This is a genomic window from Clostridium gallinarum (assembly GCF_014836325.1).
In the GTDB taxonomy this organism is placed as follows: Bacteria; Bacillota; Clostridia; order Clostridiales; family Clostridiaceae; genus Clostridium; species Clostridium gallinarum.
In genome coordinates, this window is sequence record NZ_JACSQZ010000052.1 from 1 (window position 1) to 24683 (window position 24683).

The 24683-nt window shown below is 25.6% G+C and carries 16 protein-coding genes; all 16 read right to left on the reverse strand.

All coding sequences use genetic code 11. The features are described 5' to 3' along the window. Positions 1 to 318 precede the first annotated feature (318 nt). Positions 319 to 1053 carry a lytic transglycosylase domain-containing protein gene (locus tag H9660_RS12415; protein WP_243190660.1) on the reverse strand — a complete coding sequence of 245 codons (735 nt, stop codon included), beginning with the start codon at positions 1051 to 1053 and terminating at the stop codon, positions 319 to 321. Between the two features lie 102 nt (positions 1054 to 1155). After that, a complete protein-coding gene (locus tag H9660_RS12420; RefSeq protein ID WP_207729471.1) occupies positions 1156 to 3198 on the reverse strand; it encodes a triple tyrosine motif-containing protein in 2043 nt (680 codons plus the stop codon). A 136-nt stretch (positions 3199 to 3334) separates the two neighbouring features. After that, positions 3335 to 3778, reverse strand: a complete 444-nt coding sequence (locus H9660_RS12425) for a YaiI/YqxD family protein (RefSeq protein ID WP_191750702.1) — start codon at positions 3776 to 3778, stop codon at positions 3335 to 3337. 2 nt (positions 3779 to 3780) lie between these two features. Then, positions 3781 to 5136, reverse strand: coding sequence for a glucose-6-phosphate isomerase (locus H9660_RS12430; protein WP_191750716.1), 1356 nt, complete (start codon positions 5134 to 5136; stop codon positions 3781 to 3783). Between the two features lie 352 nt (positions 5137 to 5488). Continuing rightward, entirely contained in the window at positions 5489 to 6127 is a 639-nt protein-coding gene (locus H9660_RS12435; protein WP_191750703.1) for a peptidoglycan recognition protein family protein, read from the reverse strand. A 193-nt stretch (positions 6128 to 6320) separates the two neighbouring features. Next, on the reverse strand, positions 6321 to 6665 hold the full coding sequence (locus H9660_RS12440) for a DUF1667 domain-containing protein (RefSeq protein ID WP_191750704.1): 345 nt from the start codon (positions 6663 to 6665) through the stop codon (positions 6321 to 6323). A gap of 1 nt (position 6666) precedes the next feature. Further along, positions 6667 to 7920 carry an NAD(P)/FAD-dependent oxidoreductase gene (locus H9660_RS12445; protein WP_191750705.1) on the reverse strand — a complete coding sequence of 418 codons (1254 nt, stop codon included), beginning with the start codon at positions 7918 to 7920 and terminating at the stop codon, positions 6667 to 6669. Between the two features lie 14 nt (positions 7921 to 7934). After that, on the reverse strand, positions 7935 to 9362 hold the full coding sequence (locus H9660_RS12450) for an NAD(P)/FAD-dependent oxidoreductase (protein ID WP_191750706.1): 1428 nt from the start codon (positions 9360 to 9362) through the stop codon (positions 7935 to 7937). A 296-nt stretch (positions 9363 to 9658) separates the two neighbouring features. After that, positions 9659 to 11161: a glycerol kinase GlpK gene (gene glpK, locus H9660_RS12455; protein WP_191750707.1), complete on the reverse strand. Its 1503-nt coding sequence runs from the start codon at positions 11159 to 11161 to the stop codon at positions 9659 to 9661. A gap of 18 nt (positions 11162 to 11179) precedes the next feature. Next, positions 11180 to 11437 carry a glycerol-3-phosphate responsive antiterminator gene (locus H9660_RS12460; protein WP_191750708.1) on the reverse strand — a complete coding sequence of 86 codons (258 nt, stop codon included), beginning with the start codon at positions 11435 to 11437 and terminating at the stop codon, positions 11180 to 11182. A 309-nt stretch (positions 11438 to 11746) separates the two neighbouring features. Then, positions 11747 to 14020: an EAL domain-containing protein gene (locus H9660_RS12465; protein ID WP_191750709.1), complete on the reverse strand. Its 2274-nt coding sequence runs from the start codon at positions 14018 to 14020 to the stop codon at positions 11747 to 11749. A 66-nt stretch (positions 14021 to 14086) separates the two neighbouring features. After that, positions 14087 to 15988, reverse strand: coding sequence for a GGDEF domain-containing protein (locus H9660_RS12470; protein WP_191750710.1), 1902 nt, complete (start codon positions 15986 to 15988; stop codon positions 14087 to 14089). Between the two features lie 20 nt (positions 15989 to 16008). Continuing rightward, positions 16009 to 18102, reverse strand: coding sequence for a diguanylate cyclase (locus tag H9660_RS16615; protein ID WP_191750711.1), 2094 nt, complete (start codon positions 18100 to 18102; stop codon positions 16009 to 16011). Positions 18103 to 18172: 70 nt separating this feature from the next. After that, positions 18173 to 20425, reverse strand: a complete 2253-nt coding sequence (locus tag H9660_RS12480; protein WP_191750712.1) for a bifunctional diguanylate cyclase/phosphodiesterase — start codon at positions 20423 to 20425, stop codon at positions 18173 to 18175. An 18-nt stretch (positions 20426 to 20443) separates the two neighbouring features. Further along, the gene (locus tag H9660_RS12485) at positions 20444 to 22336 is read right to left on the reverse strand and encodes a GGDEF domain-containing protein (protein WP_191750713.1); all 1893 of its coding nucleotides are present in this window, start codon (positions 22334 to 22336) and stop codon (positions 20444 to 20446) included. A 26-nt stretch (positions 22337 to 22362) separates the two neighbouring features. Then, positions 22363 to 24597, reverse strand: coding sequence for a bifunctional diguanylate cyclase/phosphodiesterase (locus tag H9660_RS12490; protein WP_191750714.1), 2235 nt, complete (start codon positions 24595 to 24597; stop codon positions 22363 to 22365). Positions 24598 to 24683 lie beyond the last annotated feature (86 nt).

The following is a 24683-nucleotide window of genomic DNA, read 5'->3' on the forward strand; positions in this document are numbered from 1 at the left end:
TTAATATTAAATTTATCCACAATTTAAAATAGAAAAAAAACCTCTGTTTTTTTAAACAGGGGTTTTTCAACAAACTGTAATAAAAAATATAACTAGAAATTTTATTTCTAGTTATATTTTTTATTTTCTTATAATCTATACAAAACATCCTTTGTAAATAAATATATAGTATTATAATTGTTAATTTAGTAGATACTTTTCTTTCTATATTTATTTGCAAACCAAATATTTTGAGTATAATTTTCTCTAAAATTTAATAAATTCTTAAATATACCAAAATATAGTATATATAATGCCATTTCTTTTGATAATTCTCTCCTATTTTAGTTGTTTCATTATTTTTGCCACATAATTTTGTGTTTCTGCTGGCATTTTATATAAATCATTCAAAGAGGTAACCCCTCTTCTTTGAACTGTCCCCGGTCCTGCATTATAAGCCATTAATGCCATCTCAACATTTCCATCATACATATCTAAGTAAGATTTAATATGTTTAACACCAGCTTCAATATTTTCATCAATATCAAAAGGATCATTTACTCCATAGGATTCTAAATTAAAATCCATTATTTGCATAAGTCCCTTTGCTCCTGCTGATGAAACTGCATTTGGATTAAAATTCGATTCCTGCTTAATTATAGCTAAAACTAAATTTTTATCCACACCATATTTATTACAATACTTATCAACAGTACTATATATATCTTCCACACTAACAGAAGTGTCTTCTAAAGAATACGTATCTAAATTATTATTTAAAGTACTAATACTACTATTATAACTATCGTCGCTTATAGTTTCTAATAGTAATTCTCCTGTTTGTATTTCCTCTTTTCTTATTTTTAATGGAATATTTTCAAGACTTTGTCCGTATCCTTTACTTGTAAATATACTTTCCTCACTATTTTCATTATCTGATTTTATATTCTCCATCTGACTATTTAACATAGCTTCATATACTAAATCAAATTCTGCTCCATCTCCAATTGCTTTTTTTAATATCTCTTTCTCTATTGTTAATCCTAGAAAATTTTCTATGTTAGAAATATCCAAAAACTTTCCCTCACTCTCAAGTAAAATGTACTATTTATTTTAAATAGTACATTTATATATCCTAATACATTTATTATAAATTTCGAATAAAAAATGTATTTCTTAAGTCCTAACTTCAAATTCTAAATCTGCATAGTCTTCATAATTAACTTTTTTATAATAACTTTTACTTAAAACTAAAATTCTATAATTACCACTTGTAAATGGGAGAAATGTATAATAGTTTTTTCTACTATAGTTTTGAACTCTAACCCAATTCCCCTTCTCCATTATATAAAATTCATAACAAACTTCTTTTCCACCTTCACTTGATACTTCAAAAGTTACTTCTTGTCCTTCAATTATTTTATCTCTATCTATATTTATTTTAGTATTAGTTACTGGAGTTGCTTCATTTACATAAACTGAAATTTCTTTTTTTACATCATAATCTTCTTTGCATAATATATTTTTTGCATAAATTTCAAAAGTATATTTTCCTGAACATTTAGGTTTTACCTTTATATACTTATTTTTTATAAAACCTGTATCTTCAATTTCATGTCCATTAATTTTAGTTACATATCTTAATAATATGTTTTTTGTATTTTGTGCAATAATTTCAAACTCTATCGTATCTCCTACTAAATAATATTCTTTTCCTTGTAATAAAACATAATCTATTTCTGCTTGTTCGTAGTCCTTAACTTTAAAGAATATATAATCATGAGCATCGTATTCTCTAGATGAATATTTATCAATTATTCTTACTTCTACTTGATACTCACCACTATCTTCTGGAGTAAAGTTAACCCAATTAGTTACTCCATAATTGCTTCTTTCTTTTTCAACACCATCTTTATATACTATAAATGAATACTTAAGATCTGTTCCACCTTCAGCCTTAACCTTTAAATTAATTGGCTCTCCCTTTATACAACCTCTAGTCTTACTTGGATTAATTTCTATTATTCTTACAGGCTTTTCTCCCTTTTTTTCAATTTTAAAGTTTAATCCACTTATATCTTCATAATCACCTTCAAAAGATATATCCTTAGCCATTAAGATAACTTTATAATCACCTTCAATTTTGCTTTCCCAATTAAAATTCCTTGATCTAATATAGCCAGTGTCCTCTGCAACAGGTCCTTCAACTATATACCTATAAAGAATTTCATTGCCTCCAATTACAGATGTTTTAAAGGGTATTGTATTTCCAGAAAGTTGAGGTGAGCTTAATTCTGAAGAAAAGCTTCTTATTTTAATTTCTTCATAAGGTTTAACTACATATATGATAGCAGCCCTATCATCATAGGCTTTATTAGAAAATATATCTCTTACACAACATAATATTTTATATTTCCCTTTTTCTTTTTCACTTATAGAAACTATATTTTTAGTTGAATAATCTTGAATACAGGATATTCTTCCATTTAAATCTACTTTTAAAAATTTATATAGAATAGTTCTACTTTTTTCGTAATTAACTCCAACTTTAAAAACAAGCTCTTCACCTACTAATATATTTTCTGTCATACAAACAAATGAATTAATTTCAATAATAGGCTGCTCTTTAACTTTAAATCTTACTGTAGTAAAATCATCTACATTATCAGATGAAGATGGTCTTTTGCACTCAATCAATACTTCTCCATCTCCTACTTCTGTTGTTGTATAAGTTAACTTATTTTCTGTACTGTAATCTTTTAAAGGCTCCCAACCTTGTTTACCATTAATCCAAAATCTATATAATAAAACCTCTTCCTCTTCTGAAGCAAGAACCTCTAAATTTATTTTTTCTCCTACTATTAAGCTTGTTTTATCTATAATTACATTTTTTATTAACTTATTTACTGTATTCTTACATTCTATTGAATCTTTTTCTTCTATGCCCTTTATCTCATATGTTGCTCTAATTGTTTCTGTACTTCCACTACTATTATCTACAGCTTGTACCATCAACATATATTCTCCAGGTTCTTTAGGCTTCCAAATACATTCATTTTCTCCTGAAAAATCACGAATTTGCTTCCACACTAAATTTCTCTCTCCTTGAGCTCCTTGAAAAAATTTATATTCTAAATTATCATTTTCTTCACAAATAGCCTTTATACTAATATCTTCATCTACTTTGGATGGACTTTTTTTATCAAAAGTTAAAATCATTTTTCTCACAACCTCACACCCTATTTTTTCTCAATGTTCCCTAATATTATTATACCTTCACCATAATGAAATATAAAACGAAATTTGTCATCTGTATAAAGAAAAAAGAATAAACCGTATTTTATATTTCTACAGTTTATTCTCTTATATTACATTCTATTATCTTTATTAAGTTTTTTTCTAACCTTAAGTCGTCTTCTTTTGTCCTTTTTTTAGGATTGTTCGTTCTTCCACCTGCACGTCTTATTTTTTGAGATATATGTCTTTCTTCTAATAATCTATCAATATTTTCTTCATTATAATAATATCCCTTTGGATTTATAACAAAGGCTTTTTTACCTAAAGCAATAGCTGCAACTCCATAATCTTGACTTATAACTATGTCTTTTTCCTTGCATATATTAACTACATACATATCTACACTTTGAAATCCACTATCTACAACTTTAACTTCACCATAATCTAGCCTTATGTAATGATGAATATCACAAAATACAATTAATTCAAGCCCATATTTTTTTGCTATATTTTCAATAATGGAGATACCTGGACAGGCATCTCCATCTACTATAATTCTCATTATTATTTTAATTTAGCTTCTAACTCAGCTTTTAAATCTTCAAAACCTGGTTTTCCAAGTAAAGCAAACATGTTTTTCTTGTATGCTTCAACTCCTGGTTGGTCAAATGGGTTTACTCCTAATAAGTATCCACTTATACCACAAGCTTTTTCAAAGAAGTATACCATATATCCAAAGTAATATGGGCTAAGCTCTGGAATATTTAATACCATGTTAGGAACTCCACCATCATTGTGAGCTAATAAAGTTCCATTGAATGCTTGTTTGTTAACAAAATCTATAGTTTTTCCAGCTAAGAAGTTTAATCCATCTAAGTTTCCTTCAACTTCTTCTATTAAAACTTCTCTCTTTGCTTTTTCTACATTAAGAACAGTTTCAAACATCATTCTAGTACCCTCTTGGATAAATTGACCCATTGAGTGTAAATCTGTTGAAAAATCAACTGCTGCAGGGAAAATACCTTTTTGATCTTTTCCTTCTGATTCTCCGTATAATTGTTTCCACCATTCATTGAAGTAGTGTAAACCTGGTTCGTAGTTAACTAATATTTCTACATTTTTACCCTTATTGTATAGGATATTTCTCATTGCTGCATATTTGTAGCAATCGTTATTTTTGAAATCATCAGTTGCATATGCTTCTCTTGCATCAGCAGCTCCTTGCATCATTTCATCTATGCTAATTCCAGCTACAGCTATTGGTAATAAACCAACTGCAGTTAATACTGAGAATCTTCCTCCAACATCATCTGGAATAACAAATGTTTCATATCCCATTTCATCAGCTAATGATTTTAATGCTCCTCTACTCTTGTCAGTAGTTGCAAAAATTCTTTCCTTAGCTCCATCTACACCATATTTCTTTTCCATATAGTCTTTGAATACTCTAAATGCTATAGCAGGTTCTGTAGTAGTACCTGATTTAGATATAACATTTACACTTATGTCTAAACCTTCTATTGCATCTAAAAGATCAGCTAAATATGTTGAACTAATATTATTTCCAACAAAGAATACTTGTGGAGTATCTCTTTGATCTTTCTTTAAAACATTATAGAAATTGCTATTTAACATTTCTATAGCAGCTCTTGGTCCTAAGTATGATCCACCTATACCTATAACTATTAAAGCATCGGAATTTTTCTTTATTTTTTCTGCTGCATTTTTTATTCTTTCAAATTCATCTTTATCATAGTTTACAGGTAAATCTAACCATCCTAAAAAGTCATTACCAGCACCTGTACCATTTGTAAGAGTGTCATGTGCACACTTTACCATTGCTTCCATATTGCTAAGTTCTTGTTCAATCTTAACATATGGTTCTACTTTAGATAAATCTAATCTTAAACCTTTATTCATCATTTAAACCTCCGAATCTTTCTTGGAATTTTGCAGATTATTTCTAAGCCTATAAATTCTACTATATTATAGCATATTTTGAATTATATAATAAAATTTTTTTAATTAAATATAGCTTTTTGTATATTGGTATAAATTAATAAAGAAATTTTATTCTTTTATATTATGCTCTTTTTTTCAATTTAAAAACAAAAAAAGAGATAAACATTATATTCCTTACTCCGTCGCATACGCTCCAAGTCGACGTCATACAATGTTTATCTCTTTGCAAACTGAAGGAAAGAAATTATAAAAATATTATTCACATGGTAAATTTTTTATAATTTCTAAAAAATAAAAAATGTTAAGTGTTTTAGGGATAAATTTTAGTTCCATTACTATTAAATACACTATATCCTTTATTCATATCTGAACATCTCTTTGCATTTTCAAGAATGCTAAAAGCTCCAATTTGTGATTTTGCATCTTCAAAGGTTTTTCTTACTCTATATAATTCCACTATATTATTAAAGTTATTAAGTTCTGTTTGAATTAAATTTAAGAACCTTTGCCACCCTAAATCTAAAGTTCTATGCGGACAATATTTTCTGCTAAAATCTTGATGTTTTTTTATATTATTTATTGTCCATCCATACTCTTTTAATAATTTAGCTACTTCTTTAGCTGCTCTCATTTCAGCCTTATTAAATCTTTCTCCTCCTGATTTTGAATAACAAATTTCTACTGAAATATAGTTTCTATTTCCATCCCCATTTTCTCCATCACCTGCATGCCAAGTATTTCTATTAAGGGGTATTCCAAGAATTGACTCATTATCATCTATAGCTATATGAAAAGATGTAGAGCTTTGATTATTTTGCATATAAGAAATTTCATTTTGTGCTTTTGCATCATTTTCAGTATTGTGAATGCATATACCCTTTGGCTTCATTGTATAGGGACATTTCAAGTTATATTTATCCTCTGAAATAAGTTTTTGTATTAAAGACATAAAAATCCTCTCCTTTTATATTTAAGTTTTTATTATCATTTACTTAAATACGTTTAAGAGAGGACTTTTAAAATTTTTATTTTAAATTCTTTGCAAGAAGTGTTGAAAATATCATAGCAAGGTGACTTGGAGCTGTAAGGCGGAACCTGGATATGATATTTTAACACTTAAAAATTAATGTATTTAAAATCTCTTAAAGATCTCTAGTTGCTATTACATCTACTCCTGTATCTAGGATATTTTCAATAATAACATCGCCCATCTTAATTGGAGATTTAACTGTTATTTTATTTAATTCTTCTATACATTTAAAATTTAAATCTTTTGGTATTGGCATCTTTGTTTTTACTGGTAAAACAGTATGCTCTCCACCTTCTATTTTAACTGTAGTTGTCACTACTCTAACTGGATTTGTTACTTCATTTATTCCATAAATTTTTCCTCTTTTGCAGGTATTACCTGTAACCTCTAATTTATCTGTATCTACTTTTAAATGGCATCCCATAGGGCAACTTATACATATTAATTCTTTAATCATATTACTCACCATCCTCTAAAGATATAACTATAGCGCCACTTAAGTTTTCTAAAATACTTTTATTTAAAAGAATTTGTTCCATTTCAGATGGAGCTAAATGTTTTCTTTTAAATTTAGCTATAACTTTATCTTCATTTTTAACTGTAATATCCTTATCTTTATAAACATTATTTACTCTCATAAATATTCTTAGTTTATCTTCAATTCCTTCTATAGATACTTTTTGAGGCACTGTATAATTTATATTTTTTCCATTTATAATATTAATATCTTCTCCTCTAACCAAAGTATCTTTTATATATTTAGCTGCTGAATATCCTGCTTGTTTTGCTTCTTCAGTAACAAAATCTACTAAATCGTGAACATGAACAACATTCCCACAGGCAAATATTCCTTCTATTGAAGTTTCCATACTTTCATTGACTATAAGTCCATTTGTTCTTTTATCTCCTATTATACCAACTTTATTTGATAATTCATTTTCTGGTATTAAACCTACTGATAATAAAAGAGTGTCACAATCAAACTCTATTTCTGTTCCCTTTATAGGTTTTCTTTTTTCATCTACCTTTGCTATAACAACCTTTTCTAATCTTTCTTTTCCTTTAACATCTATAACAGTATGAGATAAATATAATGGAATATCATAATCATCTAAGCATTGAACAATATTTCTATTTAATCCATTTGAATAAGGCATAAGCTCTACTACTGCTTTAACCTTTGCACCTTCTAAACTCATTCTCCTTGCCATTATAAGTCCAATATCTCCAGATCCTAATATAACAACTTCTTTTCCTGGCATATATCCTTCAATATTTATATATCTTTGAGCAGATCCTGCATTAAATATACCTGATGGTCTATCTCCCGGAATATTAATAGCTCCTCTAGTTCTTTCCCTACATCCCATGGATAGAATTATTGCCTTTGCTTGAATTTCCATATATCCATCTTCTGAATTTATAACATGAACTGTTTTATTTTTTTCAATATCTAATACCATGGCATTTAACATAACTTCTATATTTGTTTCTTTTATCATATTAATAAATCTTTGTGCATATTCTGGCCCTGTTAATTCTTCCTTAAAAGTGTGAAGCCCAAAGCCATTGTGTATACATTGATTTAATATTCCTCCAAGCTCCATATCTCTTTCTATAATAAGAACTTTTTCTACTCCATTATTATAAGCTTCGTATGCTGCTGCAAGCCCAGCTGGTCCTCCACCAATTACAACTAAATCATATTTCATAATTAAAATTCCTCCTATTTTGTTCTATCTAATAAAATGTAAGAGCCTTCTTTTTCTTGAGCAACCTCTGTATAATCTTTGTTCAATTCTCTTGCTATAATTTCTACTACTCTTGGACCACAGAATCCACCTTGGCATCTTCCCATTCCTGGTCTACATCTTCTCTTTACTCCATCTACCGTTATACTTCCAAAAGAGTTTTTTATAGCATCTACAATTTCTCCTTCTGTTATATTTTCACATCTACAAACTATTTTCCCGTAAGATGGATTTTTCTTTATAAGCTCTTCTTTTTCTTTTCTTGATAATTCATTAAAAATTATTCTCTTTCTATTTCCATTAAAATTTTTATTTTCTTCATTAGATAATCCTATGATTTGAAGAATTTTAACTACTTCTATTGCAATAGCAGGTGCAGCAGATAATCCAGGTGATTTCATTCCTGCAACATCAACAAAGCCTTTTACATCTTTATCTTCTCCTATTATAAAATCTCCTGTATCAGGTATTGCTCTAAGACCTGCAAAATTTCTTATACTTTCTCTAAAATTAATATTTTCAGTTGTTTTCTTAGTAGTTTCTATTACATAATCTAGTCCTTCTGACGTTGTATTTACAGCGTCCTTATCATATATATCTTCTGCATTAGGTCCAACAATTAAATTTCCATGTACTGTTGGAGTTACTAATATTCCTTTTCCAAGAGTTGTTGGACATTGAAATACTGTATTGGTAAATAATTTTCCTTGAGATTTATCCATCACAAAATATTCTCCTCTTCTTGGAATTATCTTAAAACTTTCTTTACATATTAAATTATGAATAGCATCTGAATAAACTCCTGCTGCATTTACTATATATTTCCCTTCAATAACTCCGTTTTTACTAGTTGTAATTTTAAAAGTATCATCCTTTTCTATTTTTACAACTTCAGAATTTAAAAATATTTTCCCACCATTTAAAACACTATTTTCAGCTAAAGCAATAGTGTATTCCATAACTCCAACAATACCACCAGTTGGTGCATATAATGCTCCTAATACATTATCAGACACGTTTTCTTCTAATTCTTTAACTTCTTCTCTATTTAAAATTCTTAAACCCTTAACTCCAATTTTATTTCCATTTTCATAAAGTTTTTTTACAGCCTCTAATTCTTCATCGTCAAAAGCTAAAACTAAAGAACCATTTCTTTTAAATGGAACATCTAATTCATCACATATATCCCCAAACATTTCATTTCCCTTAACATTAAACTTTGCCATCAAAGTTCCTGCCTTTGGATCATATCCAGCATGAATAATTGCAGAATTAGCCTTTGAAGTCCCCATTGAAACATCATTTTCCTTTTCAACTATAGCAACTTTTACATTATATTTAGTTAACTCCCTAAAAATTGATGTACCTATTACACCAGCACCGATTATTACTACATCATACATTTATAAAACCTCCAGTTTTAATGAAAAATTAAGAATGAAAAATTAAAAATTAAGGAAAAAAATCCAAAGGATTTTTAAATAGAAGGTGCTTCGCACCAATTAAATTTAAGTTTTGCTTTGCAAAACATCATAAATTTTACATTCTACATTTTTAATTTTTAACTTAAAAAGAGCCAAGACAAAATAAAGGTATTACCTTTATTTTGTGCTTGACTCTAATTCTCTAACAGCACTTTAATAAATTATTTTTTCCCATTATCTATATTATACCATTAATAACCATATTTGTGTATAATTTATTTTTCTTCCCAGGATAAACTTCTTGTAACTGCTTTTTTCCATCCTAAGCAAATTTTATTTTTTTCTTCTTCGCTCATAGTTGGAATGAATTTTTCGCCTTCATACCAATTTTGTGATAGTTCTTCTTTATCTTTCCAAAATCCTATAGCTAGACCTGCTAAGTAGGCTGCTCCAAGGGCTGTTGTTTCTGTAATTATAGGTCTTCTTACTTCTGCATTTATTATATCTGCTTGGAACTTCATTAAAAATCCGTTTCTACTTGCTCCACCATCTACTTTTAATGCTTTTATTTTTGACCCTACTTCTTTTTCCATTGTTTCTAAAACATCCTTTGATTGATATGCTATAGATTCTAGTGCTGCTCTTATTATATGATTTCTATTAGATCCTCTTGTTAATCCTAATATAGCACCTCTTGCATATTGATCCCAATATGGTGCACCAAGTCCTACAAAGGCTGGAACTACGTATACTCCACCATTATTTTCTACCTTTTGTGCAAAGTATTCAGTATCAGCTGAATCATCAACAAGTTGTAATTCATCTCTAATCCATTGAATTACAGCTCCTCCAACAAAAACTGAACCTTCTAGGGCATATTGAATTTTATTATCTATTCCAATTGCTATAGTTGTTAAAAGTCCCTTTTTACTCCTAATAAGTTCTTCTCCTGTATTCATAAGTAAAAAACACCCTGTACCATAAGTGTTTTTAACATCACCTTTATTAAAACAAGTTTGTCCAAATAAAGCTGCTTGCTGATCCCCTGCAATTCCTGCTATTGGTATCCTTACTTCTCCTCTTCCATTTCCCCCTAGAACAGTGTATCCATATACTTCTGATGAATTTTTAACTTCTGGTAACATTGATTTTGGTATATCTAATATATTTAAAAGTTTTTCATCCCAACATAACTCTTTTATATTATAAAGCATAGTTCTAGATGCATTTGTGTAATCTGTAACATGAACGGCACCATTTGTTAGCTTCCAAAGAAGCCATGTATCTACAGTACCAAAAAGCAAATCCCCTTTATCAGCTTTTTCTCTTGCACCTTCAACATTATCTAATATCCATTTTATTTTAGTCCCTGAAAAATAGGCATCTGGAATTAATCCAGTAACTTCTCTTATATAATCTTCATATCCCTCTTCTTTTAATTTATCTATTGTGCTCGAGGTTCTTCTACATTGCCAAACAATAGCATTATAAATAGGCTCCCCAGTATTTTTATCCCATACTATTGTTGTTTCTCTTTGATTTGTAATTCCTATAGCTGCAATTTCTTCTTGAAGTATATTGGTTTTTGCTATAACCTCTTGAAGAACTCCATATTGACTTGCCCATATTTCCATTGGATTATGTTCAACCCATCCTTCTTTAGGATATATTTGAGTTATTGCCTTTTGACTTATTGCTAATATATTTTGATCCTTATCAAAAAGTATTGCCCTTGAACTTGTTGTTCCTTGATCTAAAGCTACTATATACTTCCCCACTTAATGTACCTCCCGCTTTTAAATATTCCAAATTGTTTCATCTGTAGTAGAAATACAGGTTGCTCCTGAATTTAAAGCTTGTATAACTTCATTTTTGGTTTCTATAAGTCCGCCTACAATAATAGGTTTTTTAGACATTGATGAAAGAGTTTCAATAACCTTTGGTATAACTCCTGGTAGTATTTCTATGGTATCGCTTTCATTTAAAATATGTTTTTCAGCATTTTTAACTGCAGCTATTATTGGAGTATTCTCTAAAACCTCTTTTATATTCATATAATAAATCCTTACATAATTTTCTATATAAATTATAACACATTAGAATAAGATTTCTAAGCATTCTTCATTCTTAATTTTTCATTATAAAAAAAGAAATAAACATTATATTCCTTGCTCCGTCGCATGCGCTCCAAGTCACCTTGCTATGATACTTTAACACTTCCAAACTGAAGGAAGGAAATTATAAAAGCTCTATTTCTTACACTACGAATTTTACTACTCTAATACAATTATCCACAACTTGTCCATAGATATAATTTCTAAAGAAAGATAGCAATCCATAAATTAAGGATTGCTATCTTTCTTCTAACTCATATATTTAGCATCGAAGGATTTTTCATCTATAGGCTTACTAAAATAATATCCTTGAGCCATATCATAGCCTAAGTCATTTATAAATTCTAAATGACATTCATCTTCTACACCTTCTACTACAGTTTGTAAGTTTAATTCTCTAGCTAACTTGATTATATTTCTTAATATTATTTTTTGCTTATCTTTGTGTTCTTTATCTTTTTCTAATTTTAGAAGAAATTCTCCATCTATCTTTATTTCATCTATTTTTAATTTACTTAAGGTATTTAGCGATGAATATTGACTTCCAAAGTCATCCATAGACACTCTAAATCCCTTTTTATGTAGTTTTTCTATAGTATTATTGAAATCACTAATATTATCTAGAGCTAAACCTTCTAAAATCTCTAATACTATAAATGAATTAGGAACATTATATTTTTCTGTTATTTTGCATATAGATTCTATATAATCAGCCTTATAAAAAGTTAATTTAGACTGATTTATAGAAATAGGAATAGCTTCTTTATTGTTATCTATCCAACTTCTTATCTTTTGACAAGCTTTTTCTATCATATATAAATCTAACTTTTCACAAAATCCATTTTTCTCAAATAAAGGTATAAACTCATTTGGATAAATAACTGTACCATCATCCTTTATCCATCTAACAAGAGCTTCAGCTCCAATTACTTTATTTATTTTTGGATCAACCTTTGGCTGTAAAAATAATCTAAACTCATTATTATCTAAAGAACTTTGCATATTATTTTCTATGTAATTTTGTTTATATATTTTTTTATAAATGTTATCATCATAAAAAATAAAGCTTGTCTTATTTTCATTATTTTCTTTCATTATAAATAATGCATTATCTAACATAGTTTTATATATTTTTGATGCATCATCTAACTTTATATAATTGCATATTCCACCATATATAGTTATTTCACAATTTTGATTTTTAATTTTAGGAAATTCTTGAATTTCACTCTTTATTTTATCAATTCTCTCCATAATTTCATTCTTATTTGTAGATTTTATTAATATAAAGAATTGATCTGCACTTTCTCTACAATAATATTCATTATTATATGTATTCTTTTCTAAAGCATCTTTAATATAACATAGTAATTCATCGCACCACTTCTCACCAAATATACTATTTATAAATTTAAACTTTTTAATATTAAAAACAACTATAGAATAATTATTTTCTGTCTTTAAGGCTTCTTCACACTTATTTCTAAACTCATTTGCATTATATGCTCCCGTTAATTCATCATAATATGCTAATTTCGCCAACAAATTATTACTCTTTTTCAACATAAAGTATGCTAGAAAAATAAATAATGAAATTATTGCTACAATGAATATAAACATTCCTCTTGTTATATTTAGTATTTTATTCATATAATCATCTTTTATGTTAATAGAATTTACTAAAAATAAATACCAATTATTATAGCTTAACTGCTTAAAATATACTCCATAATTACTATCATCTAAGTTAAACATGGAATAATAATCTTCTCTATTTTCTAGAGCAGATTTAACTTCATTTTCATCTAATAATTTTATTCCCATATTATAAATAGAATTTGCTTCTGTTTCATCTAATCTCTCATTGGATCTCACTATAAAAGCTCCATTAGATTTTATAATATTTACAAGATCTTTCTCTTTATCTGACTTAATAGAAATACTTAAGTTTTCATTAAATTGATCTGAAGTGTCATAAGCTATAAGTGCACCACCTATATCCTCTTCCTTTTCATCATATATAGGAATCCCAACTGCAACTACATTAGATTTTAAATAATCCACATAAAATGCATCTGATACTACTATTTCTCCATTAAGGCTTCTTTCATATATTTCTCTAATTTCAGGTTGTATCTCATCTACCCTAATGTAACTTGCCTCACTTTTAGTTATAATACTTTCTATAACTGTTCCATCTGTATAAATACTATACATTCCTATAAAATGATTCTTCTTATTTGATTTATGTAAAATATCACCTAAATCATTTAAATCTCTAGAATTTTGTACTCTTAAAAAACTTGAAACAGTATTTAAGATTTGTATATCTGAATTTATTTGCATTTCTATTTGCATTTTGTAAGCTTCTACTTTACTACTTAAAGTGTTTCTAACTGTATCGTAACGTGCGTAATCTATATATTTAATTATCCCTGTTCCTATAAATAAAATTCCCATAGATAACAAAATTGTAACAAAAAACATTTTGTATAAATTTAATTTTACCTTTTTATTATACATAAATTTTATTTTCTCCTATAATAAATATATTTCTAAGTATTCATTTTTTTAATCAAAATTACTAAGTTACTCTTCTTTTTTTATATAAAACCTGTCTTTACCTAAATTTTTTGCTTTATATAATGCATTATCAGCTTCTTCATATAATTTTTCATAAGTATTATTTTTTTCATTTTTATAAGCTACTCCTATACTTGTAGATAGCCCATAATTTTCATAATAAAAATGTAAATTTGCTCTAATTTTATTTAATAACTCATCTAACTTTATTGATAAAATATCTATACTTATATGTTTATTTATTAGAACTATAAATTCATCCCCACCAATTCTTGATATAATATCATTTTTTCTAAAGGAATTAAGCAAACAATTAGAAAATATTTTTAAAACCTCATCTCCTACAGGATGTCCTAATTCATCATTAACTCTTTTAAAATTATCTAAATCAAAAATAATTAATGCACATTCTTTATTATCATTAAAAATATTTTTAATTCTATTCTCTAGTCCGTTTCTATTTAATAATTTAGTTAATGCATCTGTTTCAGATTCTTTCTTTATTTTACTTTTAACTTCTTCATCATTTGTTTTATCTATTATCATTCCATAAAACTCATTTTCTTTTTTAAATGAAACTATTTTCAAAAATTTATTATTTATTTGAACTATTCCATCTCTATTTTCTAAAGAATTAATATACCTTTCAAAATCCCTTGGAGATTTACAAATCTCTTTCCATACCTTATCATCTAGACCTAATATTTTTTGAATATTATCAGAAAAGAAATTTTTATTTATTCCATATAAACATTCAAATACTGCACTATGTGTGTTTATTGCAGACATAATTCTAGACATTCTCTCATCTTTATATTTATAAGTATCCTTCCAACGATTTAATACATTACTTATTTTTCTTAATTCAGTATTATATTTTGTATTAAATTCCACACTATATTTTCCTTTAATTAATTCTTCTATATTTTTTTCTATATTAAAAACATCATCTAAAACATAGTTTTTAAGTGATACTTTAACTATAATAATTATTAATGAAAATCCTATTATTAATCCTATTATTAAAATAGATATGTCTAATAATAGAACTTTATATGCTGAATATAAATCTATATGGGCTCCTATAATATAATTATCTATAATTTTTGTTTTTATATATTTATATTTATTGTTAACTTTTATAATATCTCCAACAGTTAATTCATATAATTTATTTCTAAACTCTTCATTATTACTTATATTTTCAAATTCTACGGTTTGTTCATTATTTTTTGTAATTGCTCTTAAAACTCCACTATCCTTATCTACAACAAAAAGAGTTTTTTCATAAGCGCTTGGAGTATTATTAACAATATATTCTATAGAATACATCTTTATTAAATCATCAAAAACAGATCTATCTAATGCTATTTGTATAAAGGAGTATTCCGGTAAGCTTGATTTAACCCCCACATATATCTTCTTTTCTCCACTTGATATACTTATACCATCTAGTTGAATTACCTTTCCATCCTCTTCTATTCCTTTTATCAAATCACAAAATGCAGCAGATTCTTTAGAATTTAATAAATCAAGTCCTATTGATGGATCATCACTACTTAATACTACAATCCCATTTTTATCTACAATATGTATAGACTCTACTTCCATTAATCTTTTTATTTTTTTTAAAGATTCATTATTTAAATTTTCTTCTGGATTATTATTCAAAATATAATCTACTGCATAAGCTCTATTGAAATAATCATCTTTAAAAAATTCTTTAGTTAATTCTATATTTAATTTATTTTCTTTATATGTATTTTGGATTTGAGAAATCATATCCATTAAATCTTTATCAATGGACTTATTTTTAACTATAAAAATACTTATTGATCCAACACAAAAAATGAATATAAATATACTCATAATCATTAATTTAATTCTTCTTAAAATTAATTTTTCCAAATAAACACCTCACTCTAAATTTAATATACAACTAAATTTTTAGTAGTGTTCTTAGCTTTATATAATTTCTTATCAGCTATAGATACATTTTCTTCTAATGTTCTGCTACTATCATATAATTCTTCTACACCTATACTTACCGTAACACTAATTAAACTATCCTGATATTTTATTTTTAAGTTTTCTATTTTAATTCTTATATCTTCTAATATTTTTATATAATCATTTTTACCGTCAAATACTAATATAAATTCTTCTCCACCATATCTTCCCAAAATATCTTTTTTATCTATATTTTCTTTTATTAGCTTACTTACTTCTACAAGTATTTTATCACCAGCATTATGACCATATACATCATTTATCTTTTTAAAGTTATCTATATCTATCATAGCTAAATAATATTTTCCACTTATTTTATCTATATTATTTCTTATTTTATTTATCTTATAAATACTTCTTCTTCTATTATATATATTAGTTAAAGCATCATAATTTGCATTATATTCAACTTCCTTATATAATTTAGAATTTTCTAATGCTATCCCTATGTAAGCAGATAATATTTTAAATCTAACTAAATCCTTCATTGCATAAGCATTACTTTCATAAGAGTAAACACTTATACAGCCTATAACATTATTTTTTATAATAATAGGAATTATCATTGCTGAATTTGAATTACTTTCGTTTTTCCACTTAGGATATCTTTCAGCTACAAATTTGTTATATCTTTCTATATCTTTTATATAGTGATAATATTCTTTAAATATATCATTAATTATGATTTCTTCCTTATTATCTATACTATATTTAATTAAAGTATCATCAAGTATTTTTGATTCTTTAAGTTCTACAACATTATTTTCTTCAATAGCTAATTCAATTTTATAGCTTTTACTTTTATTATCATATGCTACTATCTCAATACCATCATGCTTAATTACTTTATTTATTTCTCTAGATATTACCTTAAATATATCACCAAGAGTAATACTAGAAATTATCTTTTTACCTATTTCTAGCATTAGTTTATTTTCTTCATATAAAAGCTTATAATCCTTTTTACTCATATATTCTTTCTTTGCATCTAAGAGACTCACCTCTGTAGTATTTTGAATATTTTTAATTTCATCCTTAAGACTTACATACTTTTCAAAGTAATTATATGCATTTTTATAATCATTAATTTCTTTATATGAAATATTTAAATCATTATATAATTTAGTTCTAAGTCTTAATATATTACTTCTTTCAATATTTTTTTCTATACTTTTTAAAATATCTATTACTTTATAATACTCTTTTTTATAAAAATAAATATCAGATAAATATATTTTAACTTCATCTATAATTTCATATAAATTAAGTTCTTCCGATATATCGAAGGCTTTTAAAATTTCATTTTCAGCTTCTTTTAATTTACCTTGTCTTGCACTTATCTTACTTTTCTCTATTAACCATTTCACATTAAATATCGGTATATTATCTACATAACTTTTTATAGATTCTAAATTTTGCAAAGCTTTATCTAACTTATTTTCCTCTATTTCACAGGTTACTCTATTAATATTAAGTACCATTCTATTAGATATATTCCCAACTAAAGGTATTTCATCCGTTTCTATCAATACTTCTAAAGCTTTGTCATATTGCTCAATTTCCATATAAAGCTTAGATATATTTCCCTTTATAGCTAAAAGCCTCTCTATATTTTTATGCTTTTCTGCCATATCAATTCCCTTTATTCCCCACTCTATAGCTTCCTTATACTTTTGCATCATACATTTAGTAGCTATAAAGCCTCCTATTGCAGATAAAACTCCATTAATATCATTGTTTTCCTCAAAAACATCATAGGCTTCCTTAAATATCATATCTGCACATTCATAGGCTTCTTCTTGATTGTATAATTTACCAATATTAAAAATTGACCATGCATATGCATATTTTAAGTTATTTTCTTTTGTAAAATTTATTATTTCTTTTAAGATTCTTTTACCTTCTATTAAGTCTAAAGATAAAATATCTATTTCAACTTTTCTTATGTACATTTCATCAATCATTAGATTTTTAAATACACTATCTAAATCACTGACTCCATTTCTTTCCACAATTATTCTCTCCCAACTAAAATTATATAAGAACTATTGTATTAAAAATTTAATTTTAAATAATATATTTTTACTTAATATACTTATTATCAAAATCCTCTTCGCTTAGAGGTTTGCTAAAGTAATATCCTTGTGCCATATCGCAGCCTAATCTATTTATAAAATCTAGAAGTTCCTTATTTTCTACTCCTTCTATAACAGTCGTTATATTTAATTTTTTAGCTAATAATATAATACTTTCTAATATAATTTTTTGTTTTTCTTTATCATTTTCCATTTTTATAAGAAAGTCTCTATCAATTTTAAGTTCATCAATTTCAAGTCTACTAAGAGTATTAAAAGCTGAATATCCTGAGCCAAAATCATCCATAGATACTCTAAATCCTTTTTTATGTAACTTATCTATAGTTCTATTAAATTTTTCAAAGTTATCTATTGTTAATCCTTCAATTATTTCTAGTATAATCATAGAGTTTGGAACTCCATATTTTTCTGTTATAGAAGATATTCTTTCTATATAATCAGCCCTATAAAATAAAAGCTTAGACTGATTTATTGATATAGAAATATCCTTTACTCCTTTATCTCTTAGCTCCTTAAGCTTCCTACAAGCTTCTTCAAACATATACATATCTAACTTTTCACAGAATCCATTTTGTTCAAAAAGTGGTATAAATTCATTAGGGTATATAGTTGTTCCATCATTTCTAATCCATCTAACTAATACTTCTGCTGAAGATATTTTATTAGTTTTTAAATCTACCTTAGGCTGTAAAAACATTTTAAACTCATTATTATCCAAGGCAAATTGCATATTATTTTCTATAAAATTCTGTCTATATCTTTTCTTAAATACAGATTCATCATAGAAAATAAAGCCTTTATTTTTTTCTTCTTTCATTATAAATAATGCATTATCTAACATAGACTTATATGGATTTTCCTTATTTTCTAAATCTATATAACTACATATACCTCCATATATACCTATATCATAGCTTTGATTTTTTATATTCAAAAATTCTTTTATTTCATCCTTTATTTTATCTACTCTTGTCATAATTTCATTTTTATCTATAGATTTCATGAAAATAAAGAATTGATCTGAACCATCACGACAGAAATATTCATTTTTATTAGTATTCTTATCTAAAACCGCTTTTATATATATTAAAAATTCATCTGACCACTTTTCACCAAATATATTGTTTATAAATTTAAATCCTTTTATATTAAAAGCAATAATTGAATAATCTTTGTTAGTCTTTAAAGCTTCTTCACATATTTCCCTAAACTTATTTGATTTATAGGCTCCAGTTAATTCATCATAATATGCTAAATTTGTTAATACCTTATAATTCTTTTCTAATATATATCTTATTATTAGGGTAAAAAATATAATTATAGCTATAATAAATCCAAATATAATCTTTGTAATATTGGAGAACTTAACCATATATAGGTTTTTATATTCTGTTTCATTTATTAAATATATATACCAATCATCATAATCTAAAGCCTTAAAATATATAGCATATTGAATGCCATCTAAGTCAAATAATGAATAATAATCTTCTCCATTACTTAATGCTTCTTTAACTTCCCATTCATTTAATATCTTTAAATCCATATTATAAATTGAATCTGAATTTCCTGAGTATAATCTATCTTTACTTCTAACTATAAAGTTACCGGAACTATCTATCATATTAACATAATCTTCTTGGTCATCTGTTTTAATAGATACACTTAAAGTACTATTAAATTGATCTATAGTATCATAAGCTATTATTGTCCCACAAACTTCATCTTCATCATAAACTGGAACTGAAAGAGCTACTACATATCCATTTACAGTATCTGAGTAAAAGACATCAGACATAGCCCATTCTCCATTTAAACTTTTATTATTAATTTTTTGTATTTCTTCTTGTATATCATTTATATTTACATTTATAAATTCATCTTTATTTATTAAACTTTTTACACCTATTCCATCCTTATTTATAGCGAACATAACCATAAAATGATTTTGTTTATTTGCCTTATATAAGTTTTTATATAAATCATCTAAATTATTAAAATCTATTTTAGTAAAAAAGTTTGAAACAGAGTATAAAGCTTGTATATCTGCATCTATTTGTCTTTGTATTTGGATTTTATAAGCTTCTGCCTTAGTGTATAAGCTACCTTTTCTAGCATTATACTTTGCTTCATCATAATAATTGCCTATTAATATTCCAATATATAAAACTATTATAGATAAAATTAATCCTAAGAAAGCTACTTTATATAAACTAGTTTTTATTTTTTTACTATCCATAACTTACCTCTAATCAAATTACATTATATAAAATCTATTTTTTCCTAATCTCTTTGCTTCGTATAAGGCTTTATCAGCTTCTTTATATAATTTATCATATGTGTTAAACTCATCTGATCTATATGCTACTCCTATACTTGTTGATAATTTATATTTTTCATAATAAAGCTTTAATTCTTTTCTAATATTATTTAATAGATAGTTAAGCTTATTTGTTAAATTATTTATTTCTATATTATTATTTATAAATACTATAAACTCATCTCCACCTATCCTTGAAATAATATCATTTTTTCTAAAGCATTCTTCTAAACATCTTGAAAATATTTTTAAAACTTCATCTCCAACTGGATGTCCCAAATCATCATTAACTAACTTAAAGTTATCTAAATCAAATATTATTAAAATTCCATTTTCATTATCATCTTCAAAAATATTTTTAACTCTATTTTCTAATCCACTTCTATTTAACAAATTTGTTAAAACATCCGTTTCAGAATCTTTTTTTATTTTGTTTTTAAATTCTTCATCATCGGTTTTATCTATTATCATTCCATAAAATTCATCTTCTCTTTTAAAAGAAATGATTTTTAAGAATCTATTATTTATATTTACTATTCCATTATTATTTTCAATTGATCTTATGTACTTCTCAAAGCTTTTAGGTGTTTTTGAAATCTCTCTCCAATTTTCATCATCAATCCCTAAAATTTCTTTAATATTATCTGAAAAGAAATTTCTATTTATCACATATAAACATTCAAAAATAGCACTTTGCGAATTTATGGTAGACATAAGTCTAGACATTCTTTCAGATTTATATTTATAACTAGCCTTCCAATCATTTAGTATATGAGTTATATCTTTTAATTCTGTATCATATTTAGTACTAAACTCTACTAAATAATCTCCATCCATTAACTTTCTTATAGTTTCTCTTATATTATCTATATCTTTTAATATATATTTTTTAATTGAATTTTTAAATATATATATCATAGAACCTAAAACAATTATTAAAATTAAAGTAAAAAACAATATTTGTAAAACTATTACTTTGTAAACTCTATCTATATCTACATATGAACCTATAATATAGTCATTTAAAATTTTAGTTTTTACATATCTATATTTATCATTAATTTTTACAATTTCTCCATCTGTTAAACTATATAATTTATTAACAAACTCCTCATTACTATTTACATTTTTAATATTTATTTCTTGTTCATTATTTTTTGTAATACTTTCTAAAACACCTGTTTCTTTATTTACTAAAAATATAGCTTTTTCATAAACAGTTGGTGTATTATCAATAACATACTTTAAAGAATATTCTCTAAGCCAATCATCTAGCACTTCTTTATCTAGCGCTATCTGTACAATAGAGTATTCTTCTAAGCTTGACTTTACACCTATATATATTTTTTCTGTTCCATCTAGTATTTTAGTAGCATTTAATTGAACTATATTTTCATTTTCATCATTATTCTTTATTAAATTCCAAAAAGAATAACCTTCCTTAGATTTTAAAAGATCAATTCCAATTGATTCTTCTTCACTACTAAATACCACTATTCCATTATTATCTACAACATGAATTTCATCTACTTTCATTAAATCTTTTATTTCATTTAGAGCTTCTTTATTTAAATTTTCTTTATTATTACTTAAAATATAATCTATTGCGTATGTTCTATTTAAATAATCTTCTTTAAACAGTTTAAGATTATCCTCTAAATTGACTTGAATTTGCTCATTTGAAATTTCTATTTGAGAGATCATTTCTAATAAATCTTTTTCTACTGAATTACTTCTCATGTATAAAATAATTGCTGAACTAATTAAAAAACCTATTGTAAATATACTAATAATTATTAAAACAATTTTTTTCAAAATTATTTTTTCCAAAACTTCCACCTCAGCTTATATAAATATTAAGTTTCTAATAATTTTTCGAAGCTATTTTTATCAAGAGGCTTTGAGAAATAATACCCTTGAATGGTATTACAGTTATTTTTCTTTAAAAATTGATATTGTTCTTCATTCTCCACACCTTCTACTAATACTTCCATCCCTAAGTTTTTACCTAATTCAATTGAATATTTTAATATGTAATTTCCACTTATAGTTCCTATTGCATCTACAAAACTTTTATCAATTTTTAAAGTATCAAATTTTAATTTACTTATCGAATTTAATGATGAATATCCAACTCCAAAATCATCTAATGATACTTGAAAACCACATCTATGCATTTCATTTATTATTTTATTTAACATTTCTTCATTTTTAACTAAGCTACTTTCAGTTATTTCTATCTGAATATATTCAGGTGATATACTATATTTATTTAATATTTCTCTTAAATCATATACAATTTCTGTATTATTTAAATACGCACGAGAAACATTTATAGATACTGGAACTACTTTAATCCCTCTTCTTTTCCATTCCTTTATATTCATACAAACATCTTCAAAAAGAAGCTTATCAATTTCTTTTATAAATCCTCTACTTTCACTTATTTCTATAAATTCATTAGGAAAATAAACTTTACCATCTTTTTTATACCATCTAGCTAAAGCTTCACAACCAACAATTTCCTTAGTATTACAATCATATTTAGGTTGGAACCAAGCTTTAAATTCCTTATTTAAAATTCCTTCCTTTATTTCATTTTCTAATTTTTTCTCACTTAATTCATTCTTTGCAAGTTGCTTATTGTAATATGTGAAAGAGTTATCCCTATTCCTTTTAGATGTATTTTTAGCAATACTCGCATAATTATATAGCTTTTCAAATCCATTTTTAAAATCTATTACTTCACAAATACCAATGTATACTTCTAAAAACATTTTATTCTCATTATAAGTAATATTTTTTATTTTATCGCTTATATTCTTTAATCTTTTTTCTAATTCTTCTTTACTTTTATAAAAATATAATGCTACAAATTCATCAGCATTATTATGTGCAACTATTTCTTTTTCTTTTTTATCTTCCTTTAATAGAAGTGCTATTTTTTTTATTAAAGAATCTCCAGTTTCTAACCCATATAATTCGTTTATTAACTTAAAGTTCCTAACATTCAATACTACTAAGGCACTCTTTAAATCTTTTCTTTTTAAATATCTATAATTTAATTTTTCTTTCAAATAATTTTTATTATATAATCCAGTAAAGCTGTCTATATATGCAACTTTTGTTAAATTTTCTTTTGCCTTTTTATCTCTATTTATTATGTATATAATAGCAGCAAAAGCAGAAAAAGTTACAAATATAGTTATAATATGAACGCTATTAATAATAGGATATATTCTATTACTAATAATTTCATTTGGTACAACTGTGACTAACCACCAATCATTTACATCCAAAAATTCAAATATGGCTTTTTTATATTCATTATACTTATACTCTACATATATTTTATTATCATTATTATTTATACCTTTTTTAACAGCTGCTACAGCATCATAATTTAATCTCTTATCTTCAGATGTTTCACTACTATTGGCTAATAAATCAAATAAATTTTCTTGATAAATCTTTCCACTTTTATTTGAATCTGTTATTATATCCCCTTTTGAGTTAATTATATAAGAATATCCATTTCCTTCAAAAGAGCTTACTTGAAGTAATTTAATAAAATACTCAGTATCATAACTTGCAAAAAGTATTCCTATTACTTCGCTTGAATCATCATTAAAAATAGGTACACTATATACATTTACATCTGACTTATCTTCTTGATCTATTATTCTATCACTTACATATCTATTTCCATTAATACTTTCTTGAAAATAATCTCTTTTAGATACATCAAATATCTTCCCTGTATTTATATAAGCAATTCCATTTGGTAATGCTATTGAAAGCTCTCTAAAATTAAAACTTTCATTTATACTATTTAATCTCTCTACACTATTTTTTAATTCTTCTTCTGTATAACCCTTAAAGTCATTTGCTAAACTACTTAATATACTTAATTTATTCTCTATTTCATTTTGAATTAATTTTATATTTTGATTTGATACATCATTAAGGGATGTTATTAGTTGCGATTCTAATTTATCATTTATGTATTTATCTAAATAATATAAAGAAATAATTAAGACAGCACTAAATACAATTATTAAAGAATAACCTCTGTTTATCTTTTTAATCAAATCTAATCTCCTCTCACAACATCTAATTTTTTCATTAATTTATAGAATATTTAATAAGCTATTTCTTTTCTTAAACTCAATAATAT

Excerpts from the sequence above, each read along its gene's own strand:
- H9660_RS12420 (WP_207729471.1), bottom strand. The coding sequence starts at position 3,198 with ATGATTTTAACTTTTGATAAAAAAAGTCCATCCAAAGTAGATGAAGAT.
- H9660_RS12425 (WP_191750702.1), bottom strand. The coding sequence starts at position 3,778 with ATGAGAATTATAGTAGATGGAGATGCCTGTCCAGGTATCTCCATTATT.
- H9660_RS12430 (WP_191750716.1), bottom strand. The coding sequence starts at position 5,136 with ATGAATAAAGGTTTAAGATTAGATTTATCTAAAGTAGAACCATATGTT.
- H9660_RS12435 (WP_191750703.1), bottom strand. The coding sequence starts at position 6,127 with ATGTCTTTAATACAAAAACTTATTTCAGAGGATAAATATAACTTGAAA.
- H9660_RS12440 (WP_191750704.1), bottom strand. The coding sequence starts at position 6,665 with ATGATTAAAGAATTAATATGTATAAGTTGCCCTATGGGATGCCATTTA.
- H9660_RS12445 (WP_191750705.1), bottom strand. The coding sequence starts at position 7,920 with ATGAAATATGATTTAGTTGTAATTGGTGGAGGACCAGCTGGGCTTGCA.
- H9660_RS12450 (WP_191750706.1), bottom strand. The coding sequence starts at position 9,362 with ATGTATGATGTAGTAATAATCGGTGCTGGTGTAATAGGTACATCAATT.
- H9660_RS12460 (WP_191750708.1), bottom strand. The coding sequence starts at position 11,437 with ATGAATATAAAAGAGGTTTTAGAGAATACTCCAATAATAGCTGCAGTT.
- H9660_RS12465 (WP_191750709.1), bottom strand. The coding sequence starts at position 14,020 with ATGTATAATAAAAAGGTAAAATTAAATTTATACAAAATGTTTTTTGTT.
- H9660_RS12480 (WP_191750712.1), bottom strand. The coding sequence starts at position 20,425 with ATGGATAGTAAAAAAATAAAAACTAGTTTATATAAAGTAGCTTTCTTA.